This is a genomic window from Arthrobacter sp. 05T442, assembly GCF_056395945.1.
In genome coordinates this window covers 67,218-91,929 of the sequence record NZ_JBFTKM010000006.1, presented here as the reverse complement: position 1 = coordinate 91,929, position 24,712 = coordinate 67,218, and the positions used below count along the sequence as shown (strand labels likewise).

Below are 24,712 nucleotides of genomic sequence, written 5' to 3'. Positions count from 1 at the left end.
TCAAATGACACCGAGTGATATTTAACAATATCCAATGATTTCAAAATGGATTCCAAGCGATGGAGGTCTGTCTTATGAATTCGGAATCGTTCCTGGCGGCTGGACGCCGGCGCCAGTTGCATGGAGACGCCGCGATGGCAGCCCTGGTCCTGCTGCTGGGGTCGTTCCTCGCGGCCATGGGAAGCACCCTCATGCAGCGCTGGCATTCATCGTCAGCGCGCCAGCAGTCCCTTTCGTTCGAGGACCAGCTGGGGATCGTGGCAAACACGGCAGGCCTGATCGTCGTCACCTGGTGGGCGCTGTCCTTCGCAATCGCGGTCGTGGCGGCGCTGCTGGAGCGCAGGGGCAGGCAGCGTGCTGCCGCAGCGGCCAGCAGGTTCAGTCCGGCGTTCATGCGCCGCCTCGCACTGGCCGCCGTCGGACTCCAACTGCTTGCGGCTCCCCTGGCCACTGCCGCCACGCCGCCCGCTGCCCCGCCTGCCTCCCCCGGCCCCGGCGTGACCGCCCACTCAGTCCAGGCGGCCGTGCCGGCGGCGTGGACTCCGACGGCGGACAGCGCCCACCCGCAGGTCCCTGTTCGGGCCGACGCTCCCGCAACGGCGTCCCCGGCACCTTCCCCGGCAGCTGCCCGGGTTTCCGGTCGCCTCGGATTGGATCCGCAGTGGAAGCCGCAGGGGCCTGTCGTGGAACCCGGACCGCTCGCGGCCCGCCACTTGCGCGCGCCCGAGGCCGAGACGGCGCCGACAGAGGTGACCGTGCGGGCCGGAGATTCGCTGTGGAGCCTCGCCGCGGCCGCTCTGGGTCCGTTTGCGTCAGACCTTGAGGTCGCCATGGAGTGGCCCCGGTTTTACCAGGCCAACCGTGCAGTCATCGGTGAGAACCCCGACTTACTGGTGCCCGGACAGGTGCTCGTCCTGCCACCCGGAACCTGACACAGCACGGCAACCCGGTCAGCGATACTTCAGGCCGCCAGCGGCGGCGGGGCGCCCCGCGCCCCGCAACCAACACCAGCACCAGCACCAGCACCACGAACACAGCATGAATCCACCGTCCACCGCCAAAACCGCAAAGGAACACCAAATGACCGTCTTGACCGGGGTCCATGCAACAGCGGCCGGCGCCGCTGCTGCGGTTGCGCCCCTCCGCCTGGTCCCCGACACCGAGGCCCCGGCCTCCACCCTTGCCGCCTCCCACGCCGACGAACCGGCCCTCCGCTCCGGCGGGGCGGCCCAGGCAGCCCAGGCGTCCCGGCCCCAGGTGCGTCCCGACCCGTCAGCCGGGCCCGTGCCGCTCCGGCTTGTCGATGAGGGCCGCGAGATCTGTGCCATCTCGCGCAGCACTGTTCAGGCCGCCATCGAGGTCCTCGCCGGCACCCGGCCCGTCCAGCAACTTGCCCGCCGGCTTGATCCGAGGTGCCTGGCTGCCCTCCAGCACCGGGCGGCTTTGACGCGTCGGGTGGCCTCCGGCAGCTCGCCGACCGCTGGACGGCTGCACCGGAACCCCTCCGTCCGGTCCGTCCAGGCGTGCCGGATTTCGGACGACGTCTACGAGGCCAGCGCCGTCGTGGTCGAAGAGTTGCGGGTCCGCGCCGTCGCGCTGCGGCTGGAGCGCGGAAAGTTGGCTTGGCGCGTCACTGCCCTGGAGATCGGCTGAGGCGCCGCTGGGCCGCCCGGTCCGGAGACGAAAGGAGGCAGAAAAATGAGGAGGACCGGAACAACTGTTCCGGTCCTCCTTTCATCACGTCAGCCCTGGCAGGCTTCAGCCGCCGCTCAGCGACGCTTCTTCTTGGCGGTGCGGCGCCCTGCATCCTGCGCCGCAGCTTTGGCCGGATTGCCCGAGCGCCCCGGGCTCTTGGCTTCGACGCGGGTCTCGGCCGCGCCGTCCTCGCCGGGAGCCGTGTACTGCAGCTGGGCCGGCTTCTCGGGGGCTTCGAGTCCCGCCGCGTGGATCTGCGGCTCGTGGTGCTCGGTGTGCTGGCCGGAGGCATCCGCCACTACGACGTCTTCGGCCGGAGTGACCTCGACGTCCAGATTGAACAGGAAGCCGACGCTTTCCTCGCGGATGGCCTCCATCATGGCTTGGAACATGATGAAGCCTTCGCGCTGGTACTCCACCAAGGGATCCCGCTGGGCCATCGCCCGCAGGCCGATGCCTTCCTTCAGGTAGTCCATCTCGTAGAGGTGCTCCTGCCACTTGCGGCCGATCACCGAGAGGACCACGCGGCGTTCGAGTTCGCGCATGCTCTCGGAACCGATCGCATCTTCCCGAGCCTGGTAAACCAGGCGGGCGTCGGAGAGGATCTCTTCCTTGAGGAACTCGACGGTGATCCGGGACTTGCCGCCGGCCTCGTCGATGACGTCGCGCGGAGTGAAGCTCACCGGATACAGCGTCTTGAGGTTGGACCAGAGCAGGTTGAAATCCCAGTCGTCGCCGGTGCCTTCGGCGGTGGCCTCCTCGATGAAGGCGTTGATGGTGTCTTCCAGGAAGAACTGGACCTTCTCGTGCAGGTCATCACCTTCGAGGATGCGGCGGCGGTCGCCGTAGATGGCTTCGCGCTGACGGTTCAGGACGTCGTCGTATTTAAGAACGTTCTTACGCTGTTCTGCGTTGCGTCCCTCCACCTGGCCCTGGGCGGAGGCGATGGCGCGCGACACGAGCTTGGATTCAAGGGCGACGTCGTCCGGCACGGAGCTGTTCATCAGCCGCTCGGCCGCGCCGGAGTTGAACAGGCGCATCAGATCATCGGTGAGGGAGAGGTAGAACCGGGACTCGCCGGGGTCTCCCTGGCGGCCGGAGCGTCCGCGGAGCTGGTTGTCGATGCGGCGGGACTCGTGCCGTTCCGTGCCGAGCACATACAGGCCGCCGAGCTCGAGGACCTCCTCGTGTTCTTCCTTGACGGACTGCTTGGCTGCTTCGAAGCCGGCCGGCCAGGCGGCCTCGTATTCTTCGGAGTTCTCTTCCGGGTCCAGGCCGCGGGCCGCCAGTTCGGCGACGGCGGTGAATTCCGCGTTGCCGCCCAGCATGATGTCGGTGCCGCGGCCCGCCATGTTGGTCGCAACCGTCACGGCGCCCTTGCGGCCGGCCTGCGCCACGATGGCGGCCTCGCGGGCATGGTTCTTCGCGTTCAGGACTTCGTGCCGGACGCCTTCCTTGGCCAGCAACCGGGAGAGGTACTCGCTCTTCTCGACGCTGGTGGTGCCGACGAGGACCGGCTGGCCCTTTTCGTGCCGTTCGGCGATGTCCTTGACCACGGCGTCGAACTTCACGGCCTCGTTTTTGTAGACGAGGTCCGCCTGGTCGATCCGCTGCATGTCCTTGTTCGTGGGGATGGCGACGACGCCGAGCTTGTAGGTGCTCATGAACTCGGCGGCTTCGGTCTCAGCGGTGCCGGTCATGCCCGCGAGCTTGTCGTACATGCGGAAGTAGTTCTGCAGGGTGACCGTGGCCAGCGTCTGGTTTTCGGCCTTGATCTCGACGCCTTCCTTGGCTTCGATGGCCTGGTGCATGCCCTCGTTGTAGCGCCGGCCGGCGAGGATGCGCCCGGTGTGCTCGTCGACGATCAGCACTTCGCCGTCAAGGATGACGTAATCCTTGTCCCGCTTGAACAGTTCTTTGGCCTTGATGGCGTTGTTCAGGAAGCCGATCAGCGGGGTGTTGGCGGACTCGTAGAGGTTGTGGATGCCGAGGTAGTCCTCGATCTTTTCGATGCCGGCTTCGAGGACGCCCACGGTGCGCTTTTTCTCGTCGACCTCGTAATCCGTCTCGGGCTGCAGGCGCATGACGACCTTGGCAAATTCGCTGTACCAGCGGTTCGTGTCCCCCTGGGCCGGACCGGAGATGATCAGAGGGGTGCGGGCCTCGTCGATGAGGATCGAGTCCACTTCATCGACAATGGCGAAGTTGTGGCCGCGCTGGACGAGTTCGGAGCTGTCCCATGCCATGTTGTCGCGGAGGTAGTCGAAGCCGAATTCGTTGTTGGTGCCGTAGGTGATATCGGCGGCATACTGTTCGCGACGCAGCGCGGGGTCCTGGTTGGACAGGATGCAGCCGCTGCTCAAGCCCAGGAAGCGGTAGACGCGGCCCATGAGGTCGGACTGGTATTCGGCAAGGTAGTCGTTGACGGTAACGACGTGCACGCCTTTGCCGGTGAGGGCATTGAGGTAGGCCGGGGCCGTGGCCACCAGGGTCTTGCCTTCACCGGTCTTCATTTCGGCAATGTTGCCCAGGTGCAGGGCGGCGCCGCCCATGAGCTGGACGTCGAAGTGGCGCAGTCCGAGGGTGCGTGAGGATGCTTCGCGCACGGCGGCGAACGCCTCGGGCAGGAGATCGTCCAGCTTTTCGCCGTCCTGGTGCCGTTCACGCAGGCGATCGGTTTCTTCGCGCAGCTCAGCGTCCGTGAAGGTCTGGAAGGAGCTCTCCAGGGCATTAATGGAATCGGCATAATTCCGCAGTTGCCGCAGGGTTTTTTTGTCCCCCGTGCGGAGAAGTTTTTCGATAAGTGATGCCACGTGAAGTTGCTCCCAGTCTCAAGCTGCCGAATTCTGGCGTGTTTAGTCTACGGGAGAGACGCAGGGCCGGTTACGCCTGTTCCCTCAGAGCGGATGCGGGCCCGCAACAGCTTCCGCGAGCGCCGGCCCTAAGTCCCCGTTCGGTGACACGACAACGCTGTCCAGTCCCAGCCACTCTGCCATGAGCTGCAGTTCCGCGGCGAGTTCGACGGCGGTGTCCGCCGGCGCGCCGGGTTCGGCATGCGCAGCCTTGGCCAGGAGCCTTCCGCCGGCGCGGTCCGCTTTGAGGTCCACCCGTGCCACTATCCCGTCGCGCAAAAGGAAGGGCAGGACGTAGTAGCCGAAACGCCGCCGTGACTCCGGAGTGTAGATCTCGATCCGGTAGTGGAATCCGAACAAGGCCTCAAGCCGCCGGCGTTCGAAGACGAGAGAATCGAAGGGGCTCAACAGCGCCCGGCCGGTGGCGGCGCGGGGAAGTTTCGCTTCGGCATGCCGATACAGCGGCTTGTCCCAGCCTGCAACCGTGACCGGCTCCAGACGCCCGGCCTCCACGAGGTGTGCGACCGAAACCGCGGCAGCGCGTAACGGCGTCCGGAAGTAGTCCGCGAAACATCTCACGGTTCCTATCCCGTGGGCCTGGGCGGCGGCGTCGATCAGCCGGTCCATGGCGGCTGCCGGGTCGCGTACAGGGTCCCCGGCCAGGGCGCCGCGCCCTGGCAGGACCCTGGCCGTCAGTGTGTAGCGCCGTTCGAAGGATTCGGTCCGGGAGGCGGCGGAGACGAGACCCTCTTCGAAGAGGTGCTCCAGGACCCGTTTGACCGCATTCCAGTTCCAGCCCCAGTTGTCCGTCTGCCGGTCCTCCACGTGGCCGAGCCTGGCGGTGAGCTCGGCGGCGGTCATCGGCCTGCCGGTGGCGAGGGTTTCGAGCACTTGGGCCCTCACGCCGTTGCGCAGTTCCGGGTCCATGGCCGAAGCCCCTACCCATTTGCGGCTCTGCCATTGCACGAGATCGTGGAAATGGTCCGGCCTGATGAAGCTGGCCTCATGGGCCCAGTACTCCATCATCCGGCGCGGATGCGCCCCTGCCATCCGCTGCAGGATCGCGCGGTCGTAGTTGCCCAGCCGGGAAAAGAAGGGCAGGTAGTGGCTGCGGGAAAGCACGTTGACGGAGTCGATCTGAACCAGGTGCAGCCGGGAAAAGGTACGGCCCACCGCCCGTGCAGTCACGGGTCCGGCAGGCCGTACCTTGTCCAATCCCTGGGCTGCCAGTGCGATCCGCCGTGCCTGGTTGAGGCTCAGCGATGCGTGCACGTCAGTCCCTTCGTCGAAAAAGTCAGGACCAGCTTATGCGCTGGCGGGCTCGTCCTCGGAACGGTAGGCGAGAATCTGTTCCTCCAGCTTGGATTGCCCCGGCTCGCAGGTCTGGTCGAGGGAAATCACGCCGTACGTCCAGCCGTCACGGCGGTACACGACGGACGGAGCCTTGGTTTCCTTGTCCACGAAGAGGTAGAAGTCGTGGCCCACAAGTTCCATGTTGTCGACTGCATCGTCGAGCGTCAGGCTGGCCGCGGGAAAGACCTTCCGGCGGATCAGCACGGGCGAGTCACCGGCGGGGATGTCGTTGTCGACGTCGTAGGGTGACTTTTCCGCCGCCGGCTCCGAGGCCTCCTGCTGATGGCTCGCCTCGACGTAGAGGGGCTCGCTGGGGCTTGCCGGTTCAAGGGTCGCCGTCGCCTCGGTGACGGACTTCGGGGTGTGCCTGCCGTGGTGGACCTTCTTGCGGTCCTTGGCCCTGCGCAGGCGTTCAAGAAGCTTGTTGTAGGCGAGATCGAACGCGGCGAACTTGTCGGCGGCGCTTGCTTCGGCGCGGATCACGGGGCCGCGGCCCAGGACAGTCAACTCAACCGTGAGCAATTCTGCAGTCTGGCGGGCTTTGGTCTCCTTGGTGACCTTCGCGTCCACCCTCTGGACCTTGTCTCCCAACGATGCGATCTTTGAGATCTTCTCGTCGGCGTATTCGCGGAAGCGGTCTGAGACCGTCAAGTTACGTCCGCTGATCATGAACTCCATGGTGCCCTCCAAATGACTTCGGTGACACGACGGCGGCACTTCCCGGGGCCAAACTGACTGACAGTCGAGCCCCTTTCCGAGCCGCTATCGACAGGTACATCTGTTCTTGGTACCCAGCTTCGACGTTAGTTCATAGCCTCCTGTTATTCATCCTTTTCCGGTTTATTTTTTTCCTTGTGGCCACCCTTTGCCGCCACGGCAGGCCCGGCGGCGTCCCGGTCCACAATGAGCGGCGGGCGTGTCGCCGCGACGACGACGGCGCCGACGACAAGGGCTCCTGCCGCCCGCAGCGCGCGGGCGGCCTCCGCGAGCGTGGCCCCCGTAGTGAGCACGTCATCGACGATGATGCAGGGTTGTCCCCGCATGTCCGGGGCACGCAGTCCGTCCGCGGCCCGCATGGACCCGCGCACGCGCTGTGCCCGGGCGCCACGCCCCAGTCCCTTCTGGCCGCCAGGCGGGCCGGGCGCCCAATAGGGGACCGCCCGCGAGGCAGGTTCCAGGCCCGGCCGCCGGCGCGTGAGCGGGGACCCGGCAGGCATCAGGCCCCGGACAAGCGGGCCTGGCCTGCGCAGGGCGTAGACGATTCTCACGCCGGAAAATTCACGGCGCCGGCCGAGCCGGCGCAGCAGAAGGTGGACGGGGCTGAATCCCCTCCTCCTGAACGCGCCGGCGCTCGTGGGCACGGGCACAAGGCACAGCCCCTGCACCTCGCCCGCGGCGGCGCCAAGGGCCCGTGCCAGCCCTTTCGACAGCACGGTGCCGAGCTGCTCCTGGCCGTGGCGCTTGAAGGACAGCACGCACTGGGCCAGCTCCGCGCGGTACACGCCCGCCGCCACGACCGGCAGGAGTGCGGTGCCGTCCATGTTCATCAGGGCCGGCGCCTGCGCCTCTGCCCGGAACGGGCTGAGCGTCAGCGACCTGACCTGCCGCTCGCAGGCACCGCAAAGAGCAGCGTCTTCAGCGCCGCAGCAGACGCAGTCCACCGGTGCGACGAGCGCAAGCAATTCGCCCGCTGCCGCCGCGGCGCGGTCGGCCATTCTCGCCAGCGCACGGGCGTAGTCGCCGCGATGCTTCGCCGCCGTCGCCGGCGCCGGAGACAGGTCCGGATCGGCGGTCCTGCCCCTGGCACGGTCCGTTCCGTTGGGATCACGGCCGTTAGGGTCACGGCCCGGCGCATGGCTGCTCATTCCCCCAGCCTGGACCGGGCAGCGCTCCCTGCGGAAGCGCGGAGGACCGTATGTGGACAGTCCCGCGGACCGGCCCCGGGACAGCGGCCGGACGACAGTCCCGCGGGCCGGCCCCGGGACAGCGGCCGGACGACAGTCCCGCGGGCCGGCCCCGGGACAGCGGCCGGACGACAGTCCCGCGGGCCGGCGCACATGCGTGGCGCCGGATGCCGTCACCGGCCCGGGAGCAGCCTGGGAGCAGCCGTCCGGGGTCAGCCCGGGAATCAGCCTGGGAAGGCCGGGTCGATGGGACCCTTGAGCTGGGGTGACCAGCCGTTCCCCAGCCGCTGGAAGACCCCTTCCGCGGACTGCCCGAAGATCTCGTCCTGGCCGTTGCCGGCACTGAGGTCGGTAAGGCCAGGCCAGGGTGCCAGCTGTTGCGGCTGGGCGGACGTAAGGGACAGCAGTTCGGGGGTGACGTTGTCGGTGGCGGAGCCCTTCATGACAGCGACGGTGGTGTCGTCGACCCAAACGCCCTGGTCCGGGTCACGCGAGGTCAGGAGCGTCGACGGCACCGTCAGGTCCCGTGGCGTGCCGTCGGGGCTCCGGATGACGCCGGTCACCTGGACCTTCGTCTTGCCGGCCTGCTCCGAGATGACCAAGGCCCGCGCGCCGTCGCGGGAAACCCTGAACTCCTTGACGGTCCGTCCCGCAAGCCACGCCGGTGCCAGCGTCACCGTGGGCACGCCGGCGCCCTCCGCCACGCCGACGGGCCGGTACGCCAGGACTTCAGTGGCCCCGGTCTCCCCTGGTCCTGCCGTCCACACCCAGTCGTAGCGGCCGAACGAGGGCCGTGACAGCGCAGCCCGGGTGGTCAGGGCCCTGGCGGGCTGGCCGGGCACGATCGAGTAAAGGGTGGTCCGCGCTGCGTTCAGGAACGCCGCGGACTGCGAAACGGGAGATTCCGCCGGGACCCGCGGCCCGAGGGCGGCGACGGACTGGATGTCGGGAAGCGGCGAAAGCCTGTTGTTCTCGTACCGGACCAGATCGTTGTTGTTCACGGCAATCTGGTGGGCCGGGACGTTCTTGTCACGGACCGGCGGGAGGACCGTCCCGTTGTCATCGACGCGCACCAGGTCCTGGTTGGCGCGCAGCTCGACGTTGACGACGTCCGGCTGGCTGCGGAAGGTCAACGCCAGCTGGGTCTGCATCCGCAGCCTGTCCTCGTTGGAGGCATCCAGCAGTTCCTTGGCTGTGAGATCCACCTGGGCAGCGCCGGAGACCACGGGGACCGATTCGCGGGCCAGTTTGATGCCCGAGGGGAACGCGCTGACGACGGCGCCCTTGAGGTAGGGGGCGGGTCCGCCCAGGAGCGCACTCGTCATGGCCTTGACCGTCTTGTTCCGGATGAACCACCGGACATCGGGCACCGCATACGCGAACGTGGGGTCGTAGAAGTAGATCGGATACGCGCCGTAGATGACCTTGAAGGTCTCTTCCGGGATGGCCGTCCCGTCCGGGATCTCCGCGATCCGCCATTCCCCGTCCACTTGTGTCAGCGTGGCCGGAATATTCTCCTTGGTGCCCTCCGGAAGCTGGGTGGCTACGCCCTCCGCATCGACCGAGTAGGCCAGGTCGAGCTCGTAGTTGAACACGTTTTCGACGCCGGTGCGCACCACCCGGGCGGACCGGAAGACCAAGGTCCGCTGGTCCGGCTTCCACGTCACCGACGATGCCTGCGTCAGGTACTGCCGCGCGACGGCGTAGTCGTCCTCGTACCCGCTGCCGGCAAGGTAGAAGTCTTCGATGACGGACTCAGGCCCGGCGCCGGCGCGGGGCGCGGACGGGAAGAAGACCGGCGCACTGGGGTTTCCGGCGGACTCATCCTTGCTCTTGCCGACCGGCCCGGACCGCGGGATCTGCGCGCAGGACGTCAGCAGGAGCAGGAGGAGGGCGAGGAGGGCAGCACCCGCACGGGTGGACTTTCTTGGCGAACCGTTCATGCCCTGTCCTTCGTTCCGGTTCCGTCGTGTCCGGGGGCGCCCGCCCCGGGAATGTGGTGGCCGGCCCCAGGAACGTGGCCGGCCGCAGGGGCACGTCCCGGATCCGGGATATGGCCAGCCCCAGGGACGTTTCCGCTGTCTGGCCCCGGACCTGCCTCCGCAGCTGCGGAGCCGTCCGGGCCCGGATCCTGGGCCTGCGGCTGCAACAGCAGCATCGTGCGCTCGCGTCCGGCGCCCGGGAGGGCGACGTCGACAGGCTCCAGCTGGAGGGGTGATTTCGTGATGCTTTCACCCTGGCGCAGCGGAAGGGTCAGGCGGAAGTTGGAGCCGTTCCCTTTCTTCCCCCACGCCTGCAGCCAGCCGTTGTGGAGCTTGGTGTCTTCCGCGGCGATCGAAAGTCCCAGGCCGCTGCCGCCCGTGGTCCGCGCGCGGGCCGGATCAGCGCGCCAGAAGCGGTCAAAGACGCGGGCCGCCTCGGCGGACGTCATGCCGATTCCGTGGTCCCGCACCGCAACCGCGACGGCGGTGTCATTGGCGGCCACCGAAATGTTCACCGGCCGGCCCTCGCCGTGCTCGAGGGCATTCAGGACCAGGTTGCGCAAAATCCGGTCGATCCTGCGGTCGTCCATGTCCACGATGATGCTGCCGGCAGGGGCGTTGAGGGTCACCGCAGAGCCGTACCCGGCGGCGACGGGCGCAACACCGTCCATGACGTGGGAAATAAGCTGGACGATGTCCGTGGGTTCGGCGTCGAGGGTGGCCGCTCCGGCGTCAAAGCGGGAGATTTCCAGCAGGTCGGCGAGCAGCGACTGAAACCGTTCCACCTGGTTGTAGAGCAGTTCGGCGGACCGTTTGTTGATCGGATCGAAGTCCTCGCGGGCGTCGTAGAGGACCTCCGCAGCCATACGGACCGTGGTGAGGGGGGTGCGGAGTTCGTGGGATACGTCGGAAACGAACCGCTGCTGCATCTGCGACAGCGTCGCGAGCTGGGTGATCTGTTCCTGGAGGCTGGCGGCCATGTGGTTGAACGACGCACCGAGCCGGGCGACTTCGTCCTCGCCCTTGACCACCATCCGCTCCTGCAGCTGGCCGGCAGCGAGCTTTTCGGAGACTACGGCGGCATGGCTGACCGGGCTGACCACGTTGCGGGTGACGTACCACGCGATGGCGCCGATCATCAGGACCAGCAGTGCACCGCCGGCCAGCAGGACGTTCTGGATCTCATCCAGGGTCTTTTGGGCCGTGTTGAGGTCGTAAATGAGGTAGAGCTCATAGACGGTGCCGTTGAAGGTGACCTTGTTGCCGACGGCGATGCCAGGGCGGTCCTCGGTGCCCACCGGGAATTGCGTGGACGCCCAGTACTGGTCTTTGCCCGATTCCTCGACGGCCTTGCGCAGGTCCGCGGGAATGACGCTGATGGTGAGCTGGTCGGAGGCACGCGATTCGACCCAGCGGTTGCGGGGTTTGGTCTGTTCCGGCATCGCTTCAAACACATAGCGGCGCTGGATGACGGAGCCGCGCCCTTCGACGGCGGTCAGGGTGTCGGAGACCAGTGTGATGACGCTGGACTGGTCGGTGACCTGGGCGCCGTCGAACGTGTCCTGGACCTGCTTGACGTTGTAGCGGGTCTCCGACTCGGCCTGGGCCAGCCGCTCCTGGAAGAGATTGTTGGCGATCTGGTTTGAGAGGTAGGCGCCGACCACGGCAAACGAACTGACGGCCAGGATGAGCGTGGTCAGCACCGTCCGGAACTGCAGCGACCGGCGCCACCGCCGGTGCACCGCGCGCAGCAGGAACCGGAGTCCCGGAAGAATGCGCGAGACCCCGGTCCGGACCAACCTGGCGACCCGGACGCCGACAATCCGTGCACGCTTGGCCCAGAGCCGGGTCCGGAAGCCCAGGGCCTGCGGGGCTGCGTCTTCGCTGTGGGGGCCCGCCTGGACAGGATCGCCGTCCGCAGGCTCAGGAACCTGCTTTGTAGCCGACACCACGAACCGTCAATACAACTTCGGGGGCTTCCGGGTCACGTTCGATCTTGGACCTTAGCCGCTGGACATGGACATTGACCAGACGGGTGTCGGCGGCGTGACGGTAGCCCCAGACCTGCTCGAGGAGCAGCTCACGGGTGAACACCTGCCACGGCTTCCGCGCCAGGGCAACGAGCAGATCGAATTCCAGCGGAGTCAGGGAGATCCTGTCGCTGCCGCGGCTGACCAGGTGGCCGGCGACGTCGATGGTGACGTCCGCAATGCGCAGGGTCTCCGGGGCTTTCGTGTCGCCGGGCCGGAGCCGTGCGCGGACCCGGGCCACGAGCTCGGCAGGCTTGAACGGTTTCGGCACGTAGTCATCGGCCCCGGATTCCAGGCCGCGGACCACGTCGGAGGTATCCGCCTTGGCCGTCAGCATCACGATCGGGACGTCGGACTCGGCCCGGACCTGGCGGCAGACCTCGATGCCGTCCATCCCGGGAAGCATGAGGTCAAGCAGCACGAGGTCCGGCTTGGAGGAGCGGAAGACATCAAGGGCCTGCCCGCCGTCAGCGCAGAAGACAGGTTCAAACCCGTCATTGCGCAGCACAATACCGATCATCTCGGCGAGCGCCTCGTCATCGTCCACTACCAGAATGCGTGCCTTCATGTTTATATATTCCCTTATTGAAATGGCTTTGTCGTATTCGGCCGCTCCCCGGCATGGCGCGGACCGCCCCGGGGCCGGGATCAGGTTGTGACAATCGGCGCGTTCTACTGCATGCTGTGGACAGGCCCCGATCACCCCGCCAGGATCCCAGGAGGTCCCCGTGCACATCCCGATCTACGAGCGCGCCCTTGGCCATGACTTCGCCCGGCTGCAGCCGGAGCTGCAGGAATATTTCTCGCTCGCGCCCGGATCCGGCCACTACGGCGTCGGCGAGGGCGTATTCGATGTCGTTGGCTGCGCCCAGCCCTGGCTGCGCCCCCTGCTGCGGCTCGCGGGCGGCGAGCAGGCCTTCTTCCCCGAATACGGCGAGGGCATCAGGTTCCGCATCGAAAACCACGCCCATCTGGACCCGTTCGGCCGATCCAGCCTGACGGCCAGGCGGGAAATCTTCTTCCCCGGAACCACCCGGCTCTTCCACGACACCACCAGCCTCGACGGCACCGCGCGCGGAGCCCGGCTCATAGACTACGTCGGCCGCTACCGCCGGCTCGTCACCGACCTCAACCTCAGCGTCACGCCGCAAGGCCGGCTGCGGGGAGTGTCTGAGGCGTCGCGGCTGTTCCTCGGGCCGCTTCGGATTCCGCTGCCGGGCGCCCTCGATGCCAAGGCCTATGCCGAACAGTGGTGGGAGCCGGCCGAAGGACCCCGCGGCCAACACCGGATCCAGGTCAAAGTCATCCAGCCCCAGATCGGCCTCGTGCTGGTCTACGCCGGGCACTTCGACTACCGGCTCGAGCCCTATCCCGAAGGCATCACCGCCGCGGGCTACCTCCCCGGGCTAGCGCGTCCGGACCGCTGGGAGAGCCGGAGCTGACCGTCCGGGCCCGAAGCGAAACCATCGGTCAACCGAGGGCCAGCTGGTTGAGCCCGTCCGCGACCTGGGTCAGGCGGGTCAGTGCCGCCGTCGCGGCGGAGGGCGAATGTTGGGCCAGACCCTCCGACGGCGTGACCCGCAAGGTTCCCAGCGCCGACGCCGGAAGTCCCAGTTGCCGCCAGGGCCGCCAGAGGTTTTCGACGACCTCGGGAACCCGGGGCAGCCGCGCGCCCGGATCGGCGACGTCCAGCGCTCCGGCCCAGAGCCGCTTCCCCGCTTCCACCGCGCCGGCAAGCTGTTCCCACTGCCGCGAGGTAAGGGCCCGGAGCGGCACGGCGATTCCGTCCGCTCCCGCGGCCAGGATGCGGTCGAAGGGCGCCTCGACTTCCGGGACCGCGACGACGACTTCGGCGGCGCCCGCAGCGCGAAGCGCGTCAATGACCAGCTGCCACGACTCGGTGATCTCCTGGCCGGGCACGGAGCGCAGCGTGCGGTAGCCGCTGGACGTCGGAATGGTTCCGCCCAGCACGGACGCTATCTCCGGTTCGTCGATCTGCACGGCGATACGGGCGCCCGGCGCCGCGTCGGCCACCCTCTTCAGGTAGCCGCCGACGCCGGCCGCCAGGGAGGCCGCAAGGTCACGCCGGGCCCCGTAGTCGATCAGGGCCCGCTCCCCGTTGTGGAGGTGCAGGCCGGCCGCGAGGCTGAGCGGCCCGCGCAGCTGGACCTTAAGATCCGCCGCCGGCGACTCCTCGGCACCGATAACATCGGCCAGGATGTTGATGTCGGTGGACAGCGCCGATCTCGCCCGCATGAGGTCCTTGCCGGGGCGGTCCACGAGCCTCCAGCCATAGGGCTGGACGTCCACGGAGAGTTCCACGAGCAGTGACGCCGTCCTGCCGAGGGCATCCGCGCCGACTCCCCGGTCGGGAAGCTCGGCGAGGAAGGGAAGGTGCGGGCTGCCGAGTTCGCCGCGGACTATCCGCGCGGCCTCGGCCGGGTCCTCACCGGGCCACGGTCCCAAGGCCGTTGCGGTGACCTGGACGGGATCAGGCAGCGCGGAGACGGCCATGGCTAGGCGTCTGCGGCGACGGCTGCGCCTGCGGAGTCATCAGCCTGGACAGGGGCACGGCCTGCGGTGCCGCCGGCGGCACCGCCGTCGGCGTTCCGGGCAGCAGCCTGGTGGTCCTCGGCGATGGCTTCGTGGTGGCGGATGACCTCGCCGATGATGAAGTTCAGGAATTTTTCGGCGAAGGCCGGGTCGAGGTGGGCCTCGGCTGCGAGATGGCGCAGGCGTGCGATCTGGGCCGTCTCACGGCCGGGGTCCCCGGCGGGAAGATTGTGCGCGGCCTTCAGGAAACCGACCTTCTGCGTGGCCTTGAAGCGCTCGGCGAGAAGGAACACCAGGGTGGCGTCAATGTTGTCGATGCTGGAGCGGATCGACAACAGCTCCGCCATCACCGCCGGGTCCACCTGGCCGGCCAGGGAGCTGGCCGCCGGGTCATAGGAATCAGCATCGGAATGAATGTGGTTCTGCTCGGTCATGGACCCAGTCTAGGGGCACGGGGGCTAATCACTTCTGCTGTTAAGCACGGTTGCAGCCGCCCCGTCCGGCCCCGCAAAAGGGACATGCCCGCCGTTCGCAGCGAACGGCGGGCATGTCCCTGGAGCGTCACGGCAGGGTGCCGCAGACGGTTCCAAACAGCTAGCCTCCCAGCACCGCGCGGAATTCCCGGCGGCGACGGGCCTGCTCGTCGGGGTCGGGCACGGGCAGGGAAGCGATGAGCTTCTTCGTGTATTCGTGCTGCGGGTGGCCCATGACCTGGTTCCCGAGGCCCTGCTCCACCATCTTGCCCTTGTAGAGGACGCCGACCCAGTGGGAGAGCATGTCCACGACGGCGAGGTCGTGGCTGATGAACAGGGCCGCGAATCCGAACTCCCGCTGGATCTCCTTGAACAGTTCCAGCACCACCGCCTGCACGGAAACATCCAGGGCCGAGGTCGGCTCATCGGCGACGAGCAGCTTCGGGTTCAGGATGAGCGCCCGGGCCAGCGAGGCGCGCTGCCGCTGGCCGCCGGAGAGCTCGTGCGGGAACCTGTCAGCGTACGACGCCGGCAGCTGCACCGACTCGAGCAGTTCGCCGACGCGCTTGCGCGCCTCGGCCGGGCTCGGGTTCGAGTGGATGATCAGCGGTTCCGCCACGCAGTCGCCGATGGTCAGCTGCGGGTTGAAGGATGCCGCCGGGTCCTGGAAGACGAAGCCGATCTCCTTCCGGAGCGGCTTGAAAGTGCGCTCCTTGAAGTTCAGCATTTCGTAGCCGAGCACCTTCAGGCTGCCGCCCGTGGTCCGGTTCAGTCCCGCGATGGCACGGCCGATGGTGGTCTTGCCGGAACCGGACTCCCCCACGAGGCCGAAGACTTCACCTTCGGACACGGTGAAGCTGACGCCGTCGACGGCCTTGAAGGCCGGGCTGCCGAGCCTTCCCGGGTACTCGATGGTCAGGTTCTTCGCCTCGACGAGCACCTTTCCGCCCTGGTGGGCGCGCTCCACCATGCCTTCGGAGGCGGAGTTGCGGCCAAGGTGCGGAACGGCTGCGAGCAGCTTCTTGGTGTAGTCCTCCCGGGGCTGCGCGAACAGGACCCGGGCGGGGGCCTCCTCCACAACATCGCCCTGATACATGACAACCACACGGTCGGCGAGGTCGGCGACCACCCCCATGTTGTGCGTGATGAGCACAATGGAGGTCCCGTACTTGTCCCGCAGATCCCGGAGCAGCTCCAGGATCTCGGCCTGGACCGTGACGTCCAGGGCTGTCGTGGGCTCGTCGGCCACGATCAGGCCCGGGTTCAGGGCCAGCGCGGCGGCAATCACGACGCGCTGTTTCTGGCCGCCCGAGAACTGGTGCGGATAGTAGTTGACCCTTGTTTCAGGGTCCGGAATGCCGACCTTGCGCAGCGCGTCGACGGCCCGCGCCTTGGCTTCCTTCGCGGAGACACGGTGCCCGCCGGTGTCGGCGTGGGCGCGGATGCCTTCGGCGATCTGCCAGCCCACGGTGAAGACGGGGTTGAGCGCCGTGGAGGGCTCCTGGAAAACCATCGCGACGTCACGGCCGCGGATCTGCCGGAGCTTCGCCGCGCTGACGCTGATCACGTTGTTGCCGTTGATCAGCACCGCACCGGAACTCACGGCCGTCTCCGGCAGGAGGCCGAGGATGGTTTTGGCCGTGACAGTCTTGCCCGAGCCTGATTCCCCGACGATGGCAACCACCTCGCCGGGGTTGACTTCGAGGCTGACGTCCTTGACGGCGTACACGTCGCCGGAGTCGGTCGCGAAGGTGACTTTCAGCTTGTCGATGTCCAGCACCGGGCGTCCGCCCGTTTTCGGCTGGTCCGAAACGGAACCGATATTGATGGTCATAGCACTTTCGATTCTGCGTCAAGGGCGGCCTGGGCGCCGGCGGTGGTGTCGGGGCCACTGGCGGGAACTTTGCTCCCGGCCTTCCTGCGGCCCCTGAGCCGTGGATCGTTGAGATCGTTCATGCTTTCGCCGACGAGCGTCAAGCCGAGCACGGTCAGGACGATGGCCGTGCCGGGAAAGACGCCGGTCCACCAGATGCCGGAGGACGCGTCAGCCATGGCCTTGTTGAGGTCGAAGCCCCATTCGGCGGCGGACGACGGTTCGATGCCGAACCCGAGGAAGCCCAGGCCCGCGAGGGTCAGGATGGCCTCGGAGGCGTTGAGTGTGAAAATGAGCGGCAGTGTGCGGGTTGCGTTCTTGAAGATGTGGCGCCCCATGATGCGGACGCTGGAGGCGCCCACCACTTTGGCCGATTCGACGAAGGGCTCCGCCTTCAGCCGGATGGTTTCCGCCCGGATCACGCGGAAATACTGCGGGACGAAGACCACGGAAATGGCGAACGAGCACGCGACGATGCCGCCCCAGAAGCTGGACTGGCCGCGGTTGATGACGATCGACATGACGATGGCCAGGAGGAGGGACGGGAAGGCGTAGATCGCATCGGCGATCACCACAAGAACCCGGTCCAGCCAGCCGCCGAAGTAGCCGCTGACCAGGCCCAGGGCAACGCCGAGGAAGATTGACATCGCCACGGCCACAACGATCACGATCACGGCGGTCTGGGAGCCCCAGATCACCCTCGAAAAGACGTCGTAGCCTCCCACGGTGGTGCCCAGGATGTGTTTGCCGCCGGGTGCCTGCTGGGCGGGGAAGGTGCCGGACGCGTCACTGAGTTGCGAGTATCCGTAGGGCGCGATGACCGGAGCAAGTACCGTCGTGAGGAGGAAGAAGATGGTCAGCACAAGGCCGGTGACGAGCATGCCGCGTTGCAGACCGACGCTTTTCCCGAAGTGCGAAATGACCGGAAGCCGGTAGATGAGGGGCTGTTTCCGCCCGCTTACTGTAGTTGCGTTCATGGCTAGTACCTCACTCGCGGGTCGATCAGGGCCGCGACGACGTCGACGACGAAGTTGGTGACAGCGACGATGACCGCCAGCAGGACAACGATGCCCTGGACGGCGACAAAGTCCCGCGCGTTCAGGTACTGGACCAGCTGGTAGCCGAGGCCTTTCCACTCGAAGGTCGTCTCCGTCAGGACGGCGCCGCCCAAAAGCAAGGCGATCTGCAGCCCCATGACCGTGATGATGGGGATCAGCGCGGGCTTGTAGGCATGTTTGGTCACGAGCCGGAACTCGCTGACGCCGCGGGACCGGCCGGCCTCAACGTAGTCCTTGCCCAGCGTGCCGATCACGTTCGTGCGGACGAGCCGGAGGAAGACCCCGGCTGTCAGGAGCCCTAGGGCAATCGCCGGGAGGACGGCATGGGCCATGACGTCGCCCAGCGCCGCCATGTTGCCGCTGCGCAGCGCGTCCAGCCAGTAGATCCCCGTCGGTGCGGCGAGGCTTCCCATGGCCAGTTCGGTCCGCGTGGAGGCCCGTCCTGCGACGGGCAGCCAGCCAAGCCAGACCGAGAACGTCAGCTTCAGCAGCAGTCCCGCGAAGAACACGGGAGTGGCGTAGCAGAGGATCGCGAAGAAGCGCAGGACGGCATCGGGTGCCTTGTCGCGCCGGTGGGCGGCAACCATGCCCAGGGGGATGCCGACGAGCAATGCCACGATGACGGCGTTGATGGCCAGCTCCAGGGTTGCCGTGCCGAACGTTGCCAGCATCTCAACCACGGGACGGCGGTCGGTGATGGTCGTGCCGAAGTTGCCTGTCGCCACCTGGCCCATGTATTCGAAATACTGCACGAAGATCGGCCGGTCATATCCGGCGTCGTGAATCCTTTGCGCCAGAACATCAGGGGGAAGCCTGCCGCCCTGGGCGGCAGTGATGGGATCGCCGATGACCCGCATCAGGAAGAAGACCATGGTCACCAGGATGAACATGGTCGGAAGGATCAGCAGGAACCGGACGAGGATGTAAGTGCCCAGCCCCCCGCCGGAAGATTTTTTCTTGGACGGAAGGAGTCCGTCGGCGTCGCTTGGCGGCGCCTCTATCAGTGTTGTCATTGGTACCTAAACTTGTGCTTTCGCGGCCTTGGGCCGGCCCCGTGAACTGCAGGTGCTGCAATGACCAGGAAAGGCGGGGCGCCGTGGGGGCGCCCCGCCTCCTAGGCTGGTCAGAACCGCAGGGATGCAGCGTTACTTGGAAACAGTTCCCAAACGGAACTTGAAGGAAGCATCGAGGGTGGAATCGACACCCTTGACGCCGTTGCCGGAGATGGCAACCTGTGCGCCCTGAAGCAGCGGAAGCGTGGAGATGTCCTTGGCCAGGGCATTCTGTGCATCCTTGATCGCAGACTCGCGTGCGCCCTTGTCCACGGTGGTGAGCTGCTTGTTGATCAGATCAGTGACCGTGGGGTTGTTGTAGTGGTTCTTCAGGAAGCCGCCGTCCGGGAAGAACGGGGTGAGATAGTTGTCGGCGTCGCTGAAGTCCGGGAACCAGCCGAACTGGAACACGGGGTACTCATCTGCGCGGCTGGCCTTGCTGTAGGTGACCCATTCCGTGGACTGCAGGTTGACCTTGAACAGGCCGGACTTCTCCAGCTGGTCCTTGACCATGGCGTATTCATCGCCTGAGGACTTGCCGTAGTGGTCCGGGTTGTACTGCAGGTTCAGTGTGACCGGGGTGGTCACACCGGCGTCGGTCAGGACCTTCTTGGCCTTGTCCAGGCTGGGCTTGCCGCCGTCGCCGTACATGTCCTTGAAGGAGGTGTTGGCGCCGAGGAAGCCGCTGGGGACGTTGGAGTACAGCGGCAGGTAGGTGCCCTTGTAGACCTGGTCGGCGATCGCCTGGCGGTCGACGAGGTTGGCGACTGCCTGGCGGACGGCGAGTGCCTTGGCCGGATCCGCGTCCGCGGCCTTGGCCCCGAACGGCATGGTGTTGAAGTTGAACGTGATGTAGCGGATTTCGCCGCCGGGACCGACGTTGACCTTGACCTTGGAATCCTTCTTCAGGTCATCGATGTCGGTGGCGCTCAGGCTACGGTTCGCCACGTCGATGTTGCCCTGCTGGATGTCCAGCTTCATGTTGGTGGGATCGGCGTAGTACTTGATCGTTGCGGCATCGTTGGCGGGCTTGCCCAACACGCCTTTGTAATCGGCGAAGGCCTTGAAGCTGATGAGCTCGTTCTTCTTGTACGTGTCAATCGTGTACTGGCCGTAGAACGCCTTGGCCTTGACGATCGAGTCGTCGTCGAGCAGCTTGTCGGCCGGGAAGACTTCGTCGTCCACGATCGGCGCGGCAGGGCTGCTGAGGATCTGCGCGAAGGTCTGGTCGTTGGCCAGCTTCAGCTTGAAGACCACGGTGGTGGCGTCGGGGGCCGTGACGCTGTCGACGTTCGCCAGCAGGCTCGAGGGACCGGCGGGATCGTTGATCTTGATCTGCCGGTCAAAGGAGAACTTGACGTCCTTGGAGTCCAGGGTGTGCCCGTTGGCCCACTTCAGGCCGGACTTGAGCTTGACGGTGTACTCGGTCGGCGAGGTGAAGGAGGCGGACTCGGCCAGGTCCGGGACAGGGTCGGCGCCGCCGGGCTTGGAGTTGAGCAGGAAGGAGTAGACCTGGTTCATCACCATGAACGAACCGTTGTCGTACGAGCCCGCCGGATCCAGTGCGGTGACCTTGTCCGTGGTGCCGTAGGCGATGGGGCCGCTGGCCGCAGCTGATGAGCCACCGCCGCCACCGGACGGGCCCGTGCAGGCTGTCAGTGCAAAGGCGGAAACCCCGGCGAGCGCGATGACGCTCTGGAAGGCCTTTTTGTTCATTGCCATCTGTGAACTTTCTGTTCGATGAGTCCTAGCGCAGCCCGAAGTGATGCAAGCGACTCGACGGGCGGCGCGCTGTGCTGATTCCTCGATTGAATCAGAGAATCACGCGGTGAAACGTTACATCTTGTGAGATGAGACACAAAATTTACACGAATAGGGGGAACTCATCGTTTTCTTCAGGATTACGCCCGATTCTTCGGCAGGGCAACCCCTTCACTGCGCCGGGGGAATTGTTTCGGAGCACGCCATCGGCCTATGGAAACCGGCTCAGGAAATGGCATTGGAACCCCTCGTTGGCGCGGCCGGCCGGCGGCGTCGCACAGCGCGCAGGGTGCCGGGCGCGAGGCTTGGGCCTAGCCGGGGGCTGGCCCGGGCCTTGGGCCGGGCACGGGGCTAGAGTGCAGCTCGCTGCAGCGAGCGGGCGGCGTCAATGGTCGCCTGTCCCAGCACACGGCTGCCCTGGTAGAGCACGACGGTCTGGCCGGGCGCGACGCCCCGCAGCGGTTCCGTCAGTGTGACCACGAGGTTGCCGGGGTCTTCCCCGCGTTCGATGTGGGCGCGGGCCGGGACGGGATCCCCGTGGGCGCGGACCTGGGCGTAGCAGTCGAACTCCTCGCCGGTGGCCACCTCGGCAATGGGCAGCCCGGCCCAGGAGACCTTGATGCCGCGGATTTCGTCAATGGCCAGCAGCGCCTCCGGGCCCACGACGACCCTGTTTTCCTTCGGCCGGATTTCCAGCACGAACCGCGGCTTGCCGTCGGCGGCCGGGGTACCCAGCTTCAGGCCGCGGCGCTGGCCTACGGTGAAGGCGTTGGCGCCGGGGTGCTCCCCGACCTTGGCGCCGGATTCATCCACGATGTCGCCCGTGGACATTTCGATCTTTTCGGCCAGCCAGCCGGCAGTGTCGCCGTCGGGGATGAAGCAAATGTCGTGGCTGTCCGGCTTGTTGGCCACGGAGAGCCCGCGGCGTTCGGCCTCGGCGCGGACTTCAGCCTTGGACGGCGTGTCCGCCAGCGGGAACATCGAGTGCTTGAGCTGTTCGTGGGTCAGCACGCCGAGGACGTAGCTCTGGTCCTTGGCCCAGTCTGCGGCGCGGTGGAGCTCGGGGTTGCCGTCGGCGTCGTTGATGACCTTGGCGTAGTGGCCGGTGCAGACGGCATCGAAGCCAAGCGCGATGGCCTTCTCCAGGAGGGCGGCAAACTTGATCCGTTCGTTGCAGCGCATGCACGGGTTGGGGGTGCGCCCGGCGGCGTATTCGTCGATGAAGTCCTGGACGACGTCTTCCTTGAAGCGCTCGGAGAAGTCCCACACGTAGTAGGGGATGCCAAGCACGTCGCAGGCCCGCCAGGCGTCGCGGGAGTCTTCGATCGTGCAGCAGCCGCGGCTGCCGGTCCGCAAGGTTCCGGGCATGCGGGACAGCGCCAGGTGGACCCCGACGACGTCGTGTCCGGCCTCGACGGCGCGGGCGGCGGCAACGGCGGAATCAACGCCGCCGCTCATGGCTGCAAGAACTCGCATGCTGGCTTTCTTTAGGGATCGGGGGCTGCAGGAACAACACGATGCCTGCCGCCCCATTCTATCGCCACGCCGAATCCTGGCCCAAAAGCCCTTGACGGTCCACCCCCGCACTTCTAACGTCAGGATTACCGGTTATAGAACTGAAGCACGCGCCAGCGGGAATCGAGCGGACATGGCTGTTGAGAACATCGTGATCGTTGGCGGCGGACTGGCCGGGGCCACTGCCGCCAGGACCCTGCGGGCGGAAGGCTTCGCGGGGCCGGTGATCCTGCTGGCGGAAGAGTCCCACCACCCCTACCTGCGGCCCCCGCTGTCCAAGGAGTATCTGCTGGGAAAGGCCGGGGCCGACGCCCTGCCGGTAGTCCCGGCGGCGTGGTACGGGGAGAACGCCGTCGAACTGCGGATGGGCGATCCGGTGACATCGATCGACCCGGTTGCCCGGACCGTGGCCCTGCGCGACGGCGCCCCGGTGGAGTACGCCGCGCTGCTGCTGGCCACCGGCTCCCGGCCCCGGACCATCCCGCTCCCGGGCAGCGGACTCGACGGCGTCAGCACCTTCCGCACGGTCGAGGACAGCCGCGGCCTGCGCACCAGCTTCGCCGCGGGCGGCCGCAACGTCGTGATGATCGGCTCGGGGTGGATCGGGATGGAACTGGCCGCAGCGGCGAGCGCCTATGGGAACAACGTCACCTTACTGGGGCTGGAGGAGGTGCCCCTGGGGGCCGCAATCGGGCCGGAGCTTGGCGGCTTCTTCCGGTCGCTGCATGAGGCCGCGGGCGTGCGGTTCCGACTCCCCGCCTCGGCCGCTGGGATCACCGGCGACGCCGGCCGGGTCACGGGCGTCGTCACCGACTCGGGCGAGAACCTGCCAGCGGACCTGGTGATCATCGCCGTGGGCGTCGTCCCGGAGGTCTCCCTCGCCGCGGCGGCCGGACTCGGACTGCGGAACGGAATCCTTACGGACGCGTCGCTGCGGACCTCCACGCCGGGGATCTTCGCCGCCGGCGACGTCGCCAACGCCCTCCACCCGTTCACCGGGGAGCACCACCGCAGCGAGCACTGGTCCAATGCCCTCAACGGCGGCAAAGTGGCCGCGAAGGCCATCCTCGGCCAGGACGCGCTCCTGGACACGGTCCCGTACTTCTACACCGACCAGTACGACGTCAGCATGGAATACTCCGGGTTCCCGACGCTGGTCTCGGGGCCGCCCACCGTCCGCGGCTCGCTGGAAGCCAAAGAATTCCTCGCCTTCTGGCAGCGTGAGGGGCGCGTGGTGGCCGGCATGAGCGTGAACTGGCCGCGCTCCGACAAGCCCCAGAAGATGATCAAGGCACTCATCGCGTCGAAAGCCGCCCTGAGCCCCGGCGCGCTGGCAGACCCGGCGCTCCCGCTGGATCAGCTCCTGCCGGAGGCCTGACGGGCCACCGTGCCGGCGGTCTGGATAGTGGACTCGTGTCCTGCCATGCCGGCCCGGCGGGCACGGGCACAGGCGCCCGGCAGCGCGGCCAGCAGGGCGTCGACGTCGGCGTCGGTAGAGGAATGCCCCAGGGTGAACCGCTGGGCACCCCGCGCCGTGTCCTCATCCAGGCCCATCGCCAGGAGCACATGGGACGGACGCGGAACCCCTGCCGTGCAGGCGGAGCCGGTGGAGGATTCAACGCCGGCCAGGTCCAGCAGGAACAGCAGGGAATCGCCTTCGCAGCCGGGGAAAGTGAAGTGGGCGTTGCCGGGCAGCCGTCCGGCTCCGGGCGCGCCGCGCAGCACGGCCTCGGGGACGGCATCGCGGACGCCGTCGATCAGCCGGTCGCGGAGGGCCGCGATCCGTGACGATTCCCCGGGGAGTTTTGCGGCGGCGGCCTCTGCCGCGGCCGCAAAGGCGGCGATGGAGGCGGTGTCCAGGGTGCCGGAGCGGACGTCGCGTTCCTGTCCCCCGCCATGCTGGACCGGGGTCAGCTTCACGGCGCGTCCCAGAATCAAGGCGCCAACGCCGACGGGCCCGCCGATCTTGTGGCCGGAAATGGACATGGCGTCCAGTCCGCTGCCGCGGAAGTCCACCGGGACGGAGCCGAAGGCCTGGACGGCGTCGGAATGCACCGGGATACCGGCACGGCGGGCCATCGCGGCGATTTCGGCGATGGGCTGGATGGTTCCGACTTCGTTGTTGGCCCACATGACCGTGACCAGGGCGATTGACGCCGGGTCGTCGGACAATTCGGCCTCCAGCACGCCAAGATCCACCACGCCGTCGGCGCCCACGGGCAACCAGCGGACGTCGGCCCTTTCATGCCGTTCCAGCCACTCCACCGCGTCCAGGACGGCGTGGTGTTCGACGGCGGAGCACAGGATGCGCGTGCGCGCCGGGCTCTCGGCGCGCCGGGCCCAGTACATTCCCTTGACCGCGAGGTTGTCAGCTTCCGTGCCGCCGGATGTGAAGATCACCTCCGACGGATGGGCCCCGGCTGCCGCCGCCAGCGCTTCACGGGCGTCCTCCACGGCGCGCCGGGCACGCCGGCCCGATCCGTGCAGGGACGACGGGTTGCCGGTCCGGGACAACTCGCGCGTCAGCGCAGCCAGGGCCTCCGGAACGAGGGACGTGGTGGCGGCATGATCCAGGTATACGGGCACACCCCAATTCTACCTGCGGTCCTGG

19 protein-coding genes are annotated in these 24,712 nt (G+C 67.1%); 4 read left to right on the top strand and 15 right to left on the bottom strand.

Annotation, left to right across the window (positions count from 1 at the left end; genetic code table 11):
• Window positions 1-74: 74 nt before the first annotated feature.
• Together AC1DES_RS08455 and AC1DES_RS08450 are read left to right on the top strand one after the other, a co-directional pair.
• A complete protein-coding gene (locus tag AC1DES_RS08455) occupies window positions 75-932 on the top strand; it encodes a LysM peptidoglycan-binding domain-containing protein (protein WP_476895253.1) in 858 nt (285 codons plus the stop codon).
• Between the two features lie 148 nt (window positions 933-1,080).
• Window positions 1,081-1,653 carry an Rv3235 family protein gene (locus AC1DES_RS08450; RefSeq protein ID WP_476895252.1) on the top strand — a complete coding sequence of 191 codons (573 nt, stop codon included), beginning with the start codon at window positions 1,081-1,083 and terminating at the stop codon, window positions 1,651-1,653.
• Between the two features lie 116 nt (window positions 1,654-1,769).
• Here the strand turns inward: AC1DES_RS08450 and secA are convergent, their stop codons facing one another.
• From secA to mtrA, 7 genes are all read right to left on the bottom strand, one after another.
• On the bottom strand, window positions 1,770-4,508 hold the full coding sequence (gene secA, locus AC1DES_RS08445) for a preprotein translocase subunit SecA (protein ID WP_476895251.1): 2,739 nt from the start codon (window positions 4,506-4,508) through the stop codon (window positions 1,770-1,772).
• A gap of 84 nt (window positions 4,509-4,592) precedes the next feature.
• Entirely contained in the window at window positions 4,593-5,819 is a 1,227-nt protein-coding gene (locus AC1DES_RS08440) for a winged helix-turn-helix domain-containing protein (protein ID WP_476895250.1), read from the bottom strand.
• 33 nt (window positions 5,820-5,852) lie between these two features.
• Window positions 5,853-6,578 carry a ribosome hibernation-promoting factor, HPF/YfiA family gene (gene hpf, locus AC1DES_RS08435; protein ID WP_476895249.1) on the bottom strand — a complete coding sequence of 242 codons (726 nt, stop codon included), beginning with the start codon at window positions 6,576-6,578 and terminating at the stop codon, window positions 5,853-5,855.
• A 143-nt stretch (window positions 6,579-6,721) separates the two neighbouring features.
• On the bottom strand, window positions 6,722-7,765 hold the full coding sequence (locus tag AC1DES_RS08430; protein ID WP_476895248.1) for a ComF family protein: 1,044 nt from the start codon (window positions 7,763-7,765) through the stop codon (window positions 6,722-6,724).
• A gap of 263 nt (window positions 7,766-8,028) precedes the next feature.
• Window positions 8,029-9,747, bottom strand: coding sequence for an LpqB family beta-propeller domain-containing protein (locus tag AC1DES_RS08425; RefSeq protein WP_476895247.1), 1,719 nt, complete (start codon window positions 9,745-9,747; stop codon window positions 8,029-8,031).
• A complete protein-coding gene (gene mtrB / locus AC1DES_RS08420) occupies window positions 9,744-11,738 on the bottom strand; it encodes an MtrAB system histidine kinase MtrB (RefSeq protein ID WP_476895246.1) in 1,995 nt (664 codons plus the stop codon). Before mtrB ends, AC1DES_RS08425 begins: the two co-directional genes overlap by 4 nt.
• A complete protein-coding gene (mtrA, locus tag AC1DES_RS08415) occupies window positions 11,710-12,384 on the bottom strand; it encodes an MtrAB system response regulator MtrA (RefSeq protein ID WP_476895245.1) in 675 nt (224 codons plus the stop codon). Before mtrA ends, mtrB begins: the two co-directional genes overlap by 29 nt.
• 160 nt (window positions 12,385-12,544) lie before the next feature.
• Between mtrA and AC1DES_RS08410 the strand changes: the two genes are divergently transcribed.
• Complete coding sequence (locus AC1DES_RS08410; RefSeq protein ID WP_476895244.1) at window positions 12,545-13,258, top strand: DUF4166 domain-containing protein; 714 nt, start codon at window positions 12,545-12,547, stop codon at window positions 13,256-13,258.
• A 28-nt stretch (window positions 13,259-13,286) separates the two neighbouring features.
• Here the strand turns inward: AC1DES_RS08410 and AC1DES_RS08405 are convergent, their stop codons facing one another.
• From AC1DES_RS08405 to mnmA, 7 genes are all read right to left on the bottom strand, one after another.
• A complete protein-coding gene (locus AC1DES_RS08405; protein WP_476895243.1) occupies window positions 13,287-14,330 on the bottom strand; it encodes a uroporphyrinogen decarboxylase/cobalamine-independent methonine synthase family protein in 1,044 nt (347 codons plus the stop codon).
• 2 nt (window positions 14,331-14,332) lie between these two features.
• On the bottom strand, window positions 14,333-14,803 hold the full coding sequence (locus AC1DES_RS08400) for a chorismate mutase (RefSeq protein WP_476895242.1): 471 nt from the start codon (window positions 14,801-14,803) through the stop codon (window positions 14,333-14,335).
• A 160-nt stretch (window positions 14,804-14,963) separates the two neighbouring features.
• Window positions 14,964-16,676, bottom strand: a complete 1,713-nt coding sequence (locus AC1DES_RS08395; protein WP_476895241.1) for an ABC transporter ATP-binding protein — start codon at window positions 16,674-16,676, stop codon at window positions 14,964-14,966.
• Window positions 16,673-17,692, bottom strand: a complete 1,020-nt coding sequence (locus tag AC1DES_RS08390) for an ABC transporter permease (RefSeq protein WP_476895240.1) — start codon at window positions 17,690-17,692, stop codon at window positions 16,673-16,675. Before AC1DES_RS08390 ends, AC1DES_RS08395 begins: the two co-directional genes overlap by 4 nt.
• Before the next feature lie 2 nt (window positions 17,693-17,694).
• Complete coding sequence (locus tag AC1DES_RS08385; RefSeq protein WP_476895239.1) at window positions 17,695-18,786, bottom strand: ABC transporter permease; 1,092 nt, start codon at window positions 18,784-18,786, stop codon at window positions 17,695-17,697.
• A gap of 132 nt (window positions 18,787-18,918) precedes the next feature.
• Window positions 18,919-20,547 carry an ABC transporter substrate-binding protein gene (locus AC1DES_RS08380; protein ID WP_476895238.1) on the bottom strand — a complete coding sequence of 543 codons (1,629 nt, stop codon included), beginning with the start codon at window positions 20,545-20,547 and terminating at the stop codon, window positions 18,919-18,921.
• 390 nt (window positions 20,548-20,937) lie between these two features.
• A complete protein-coding gene (mnmA, locus tag AC1DES_RS08375) occupies window positions 20,938-22,062 on the bottom strand; it encodes a tRNA 2-thiouridine(34) synthase MnmA (protein ID WP_476895237.1) in 1,125 nt (374 codons plus the stop codon).
• A 172-nt stretch (window positions 22,063-22,234) separates the two neighbouring features.
• Here mnmA and AC1DES_RS08370 point away from each other — a divergent pair, with 172 nt between their 5' ends.
• Window positions 22,235-23,479: an NAD(P)/FAD-dependent oxidoreductase gene (locus AC1DES_RS08370; RefSeq protein WP_476895236.1), complete on the top strand. Its 1,245-nt coding sequence runs from the start codon at window positions 22,235-22,237 to the stop codon at window positions 23,477-23,479.
• Here the strand turns inward: AC1DES_RS08370 and AC1DES_RS08365 are convergent.
• Window positions 23,458-24,687 carry a cysteine desulfurase family protein gene (locus AC1DES_RS08365; protein ID WP_476895235.1) on the bottom strand — a complete coding sequence of 410 codons (1,230 nt, stop codon included), beginning with the start codon at window positions 24,685-24,687 and terminating at the stop codon, window positions 23,458-23,460. The two genes, AC1DES_RS08370 and AC1DES_RS08365, sit on opposite strands and share 22 nt — an antisense overlap.
• Window positions 24,688-24,712 lie beyond the last annotated feature (25 nt).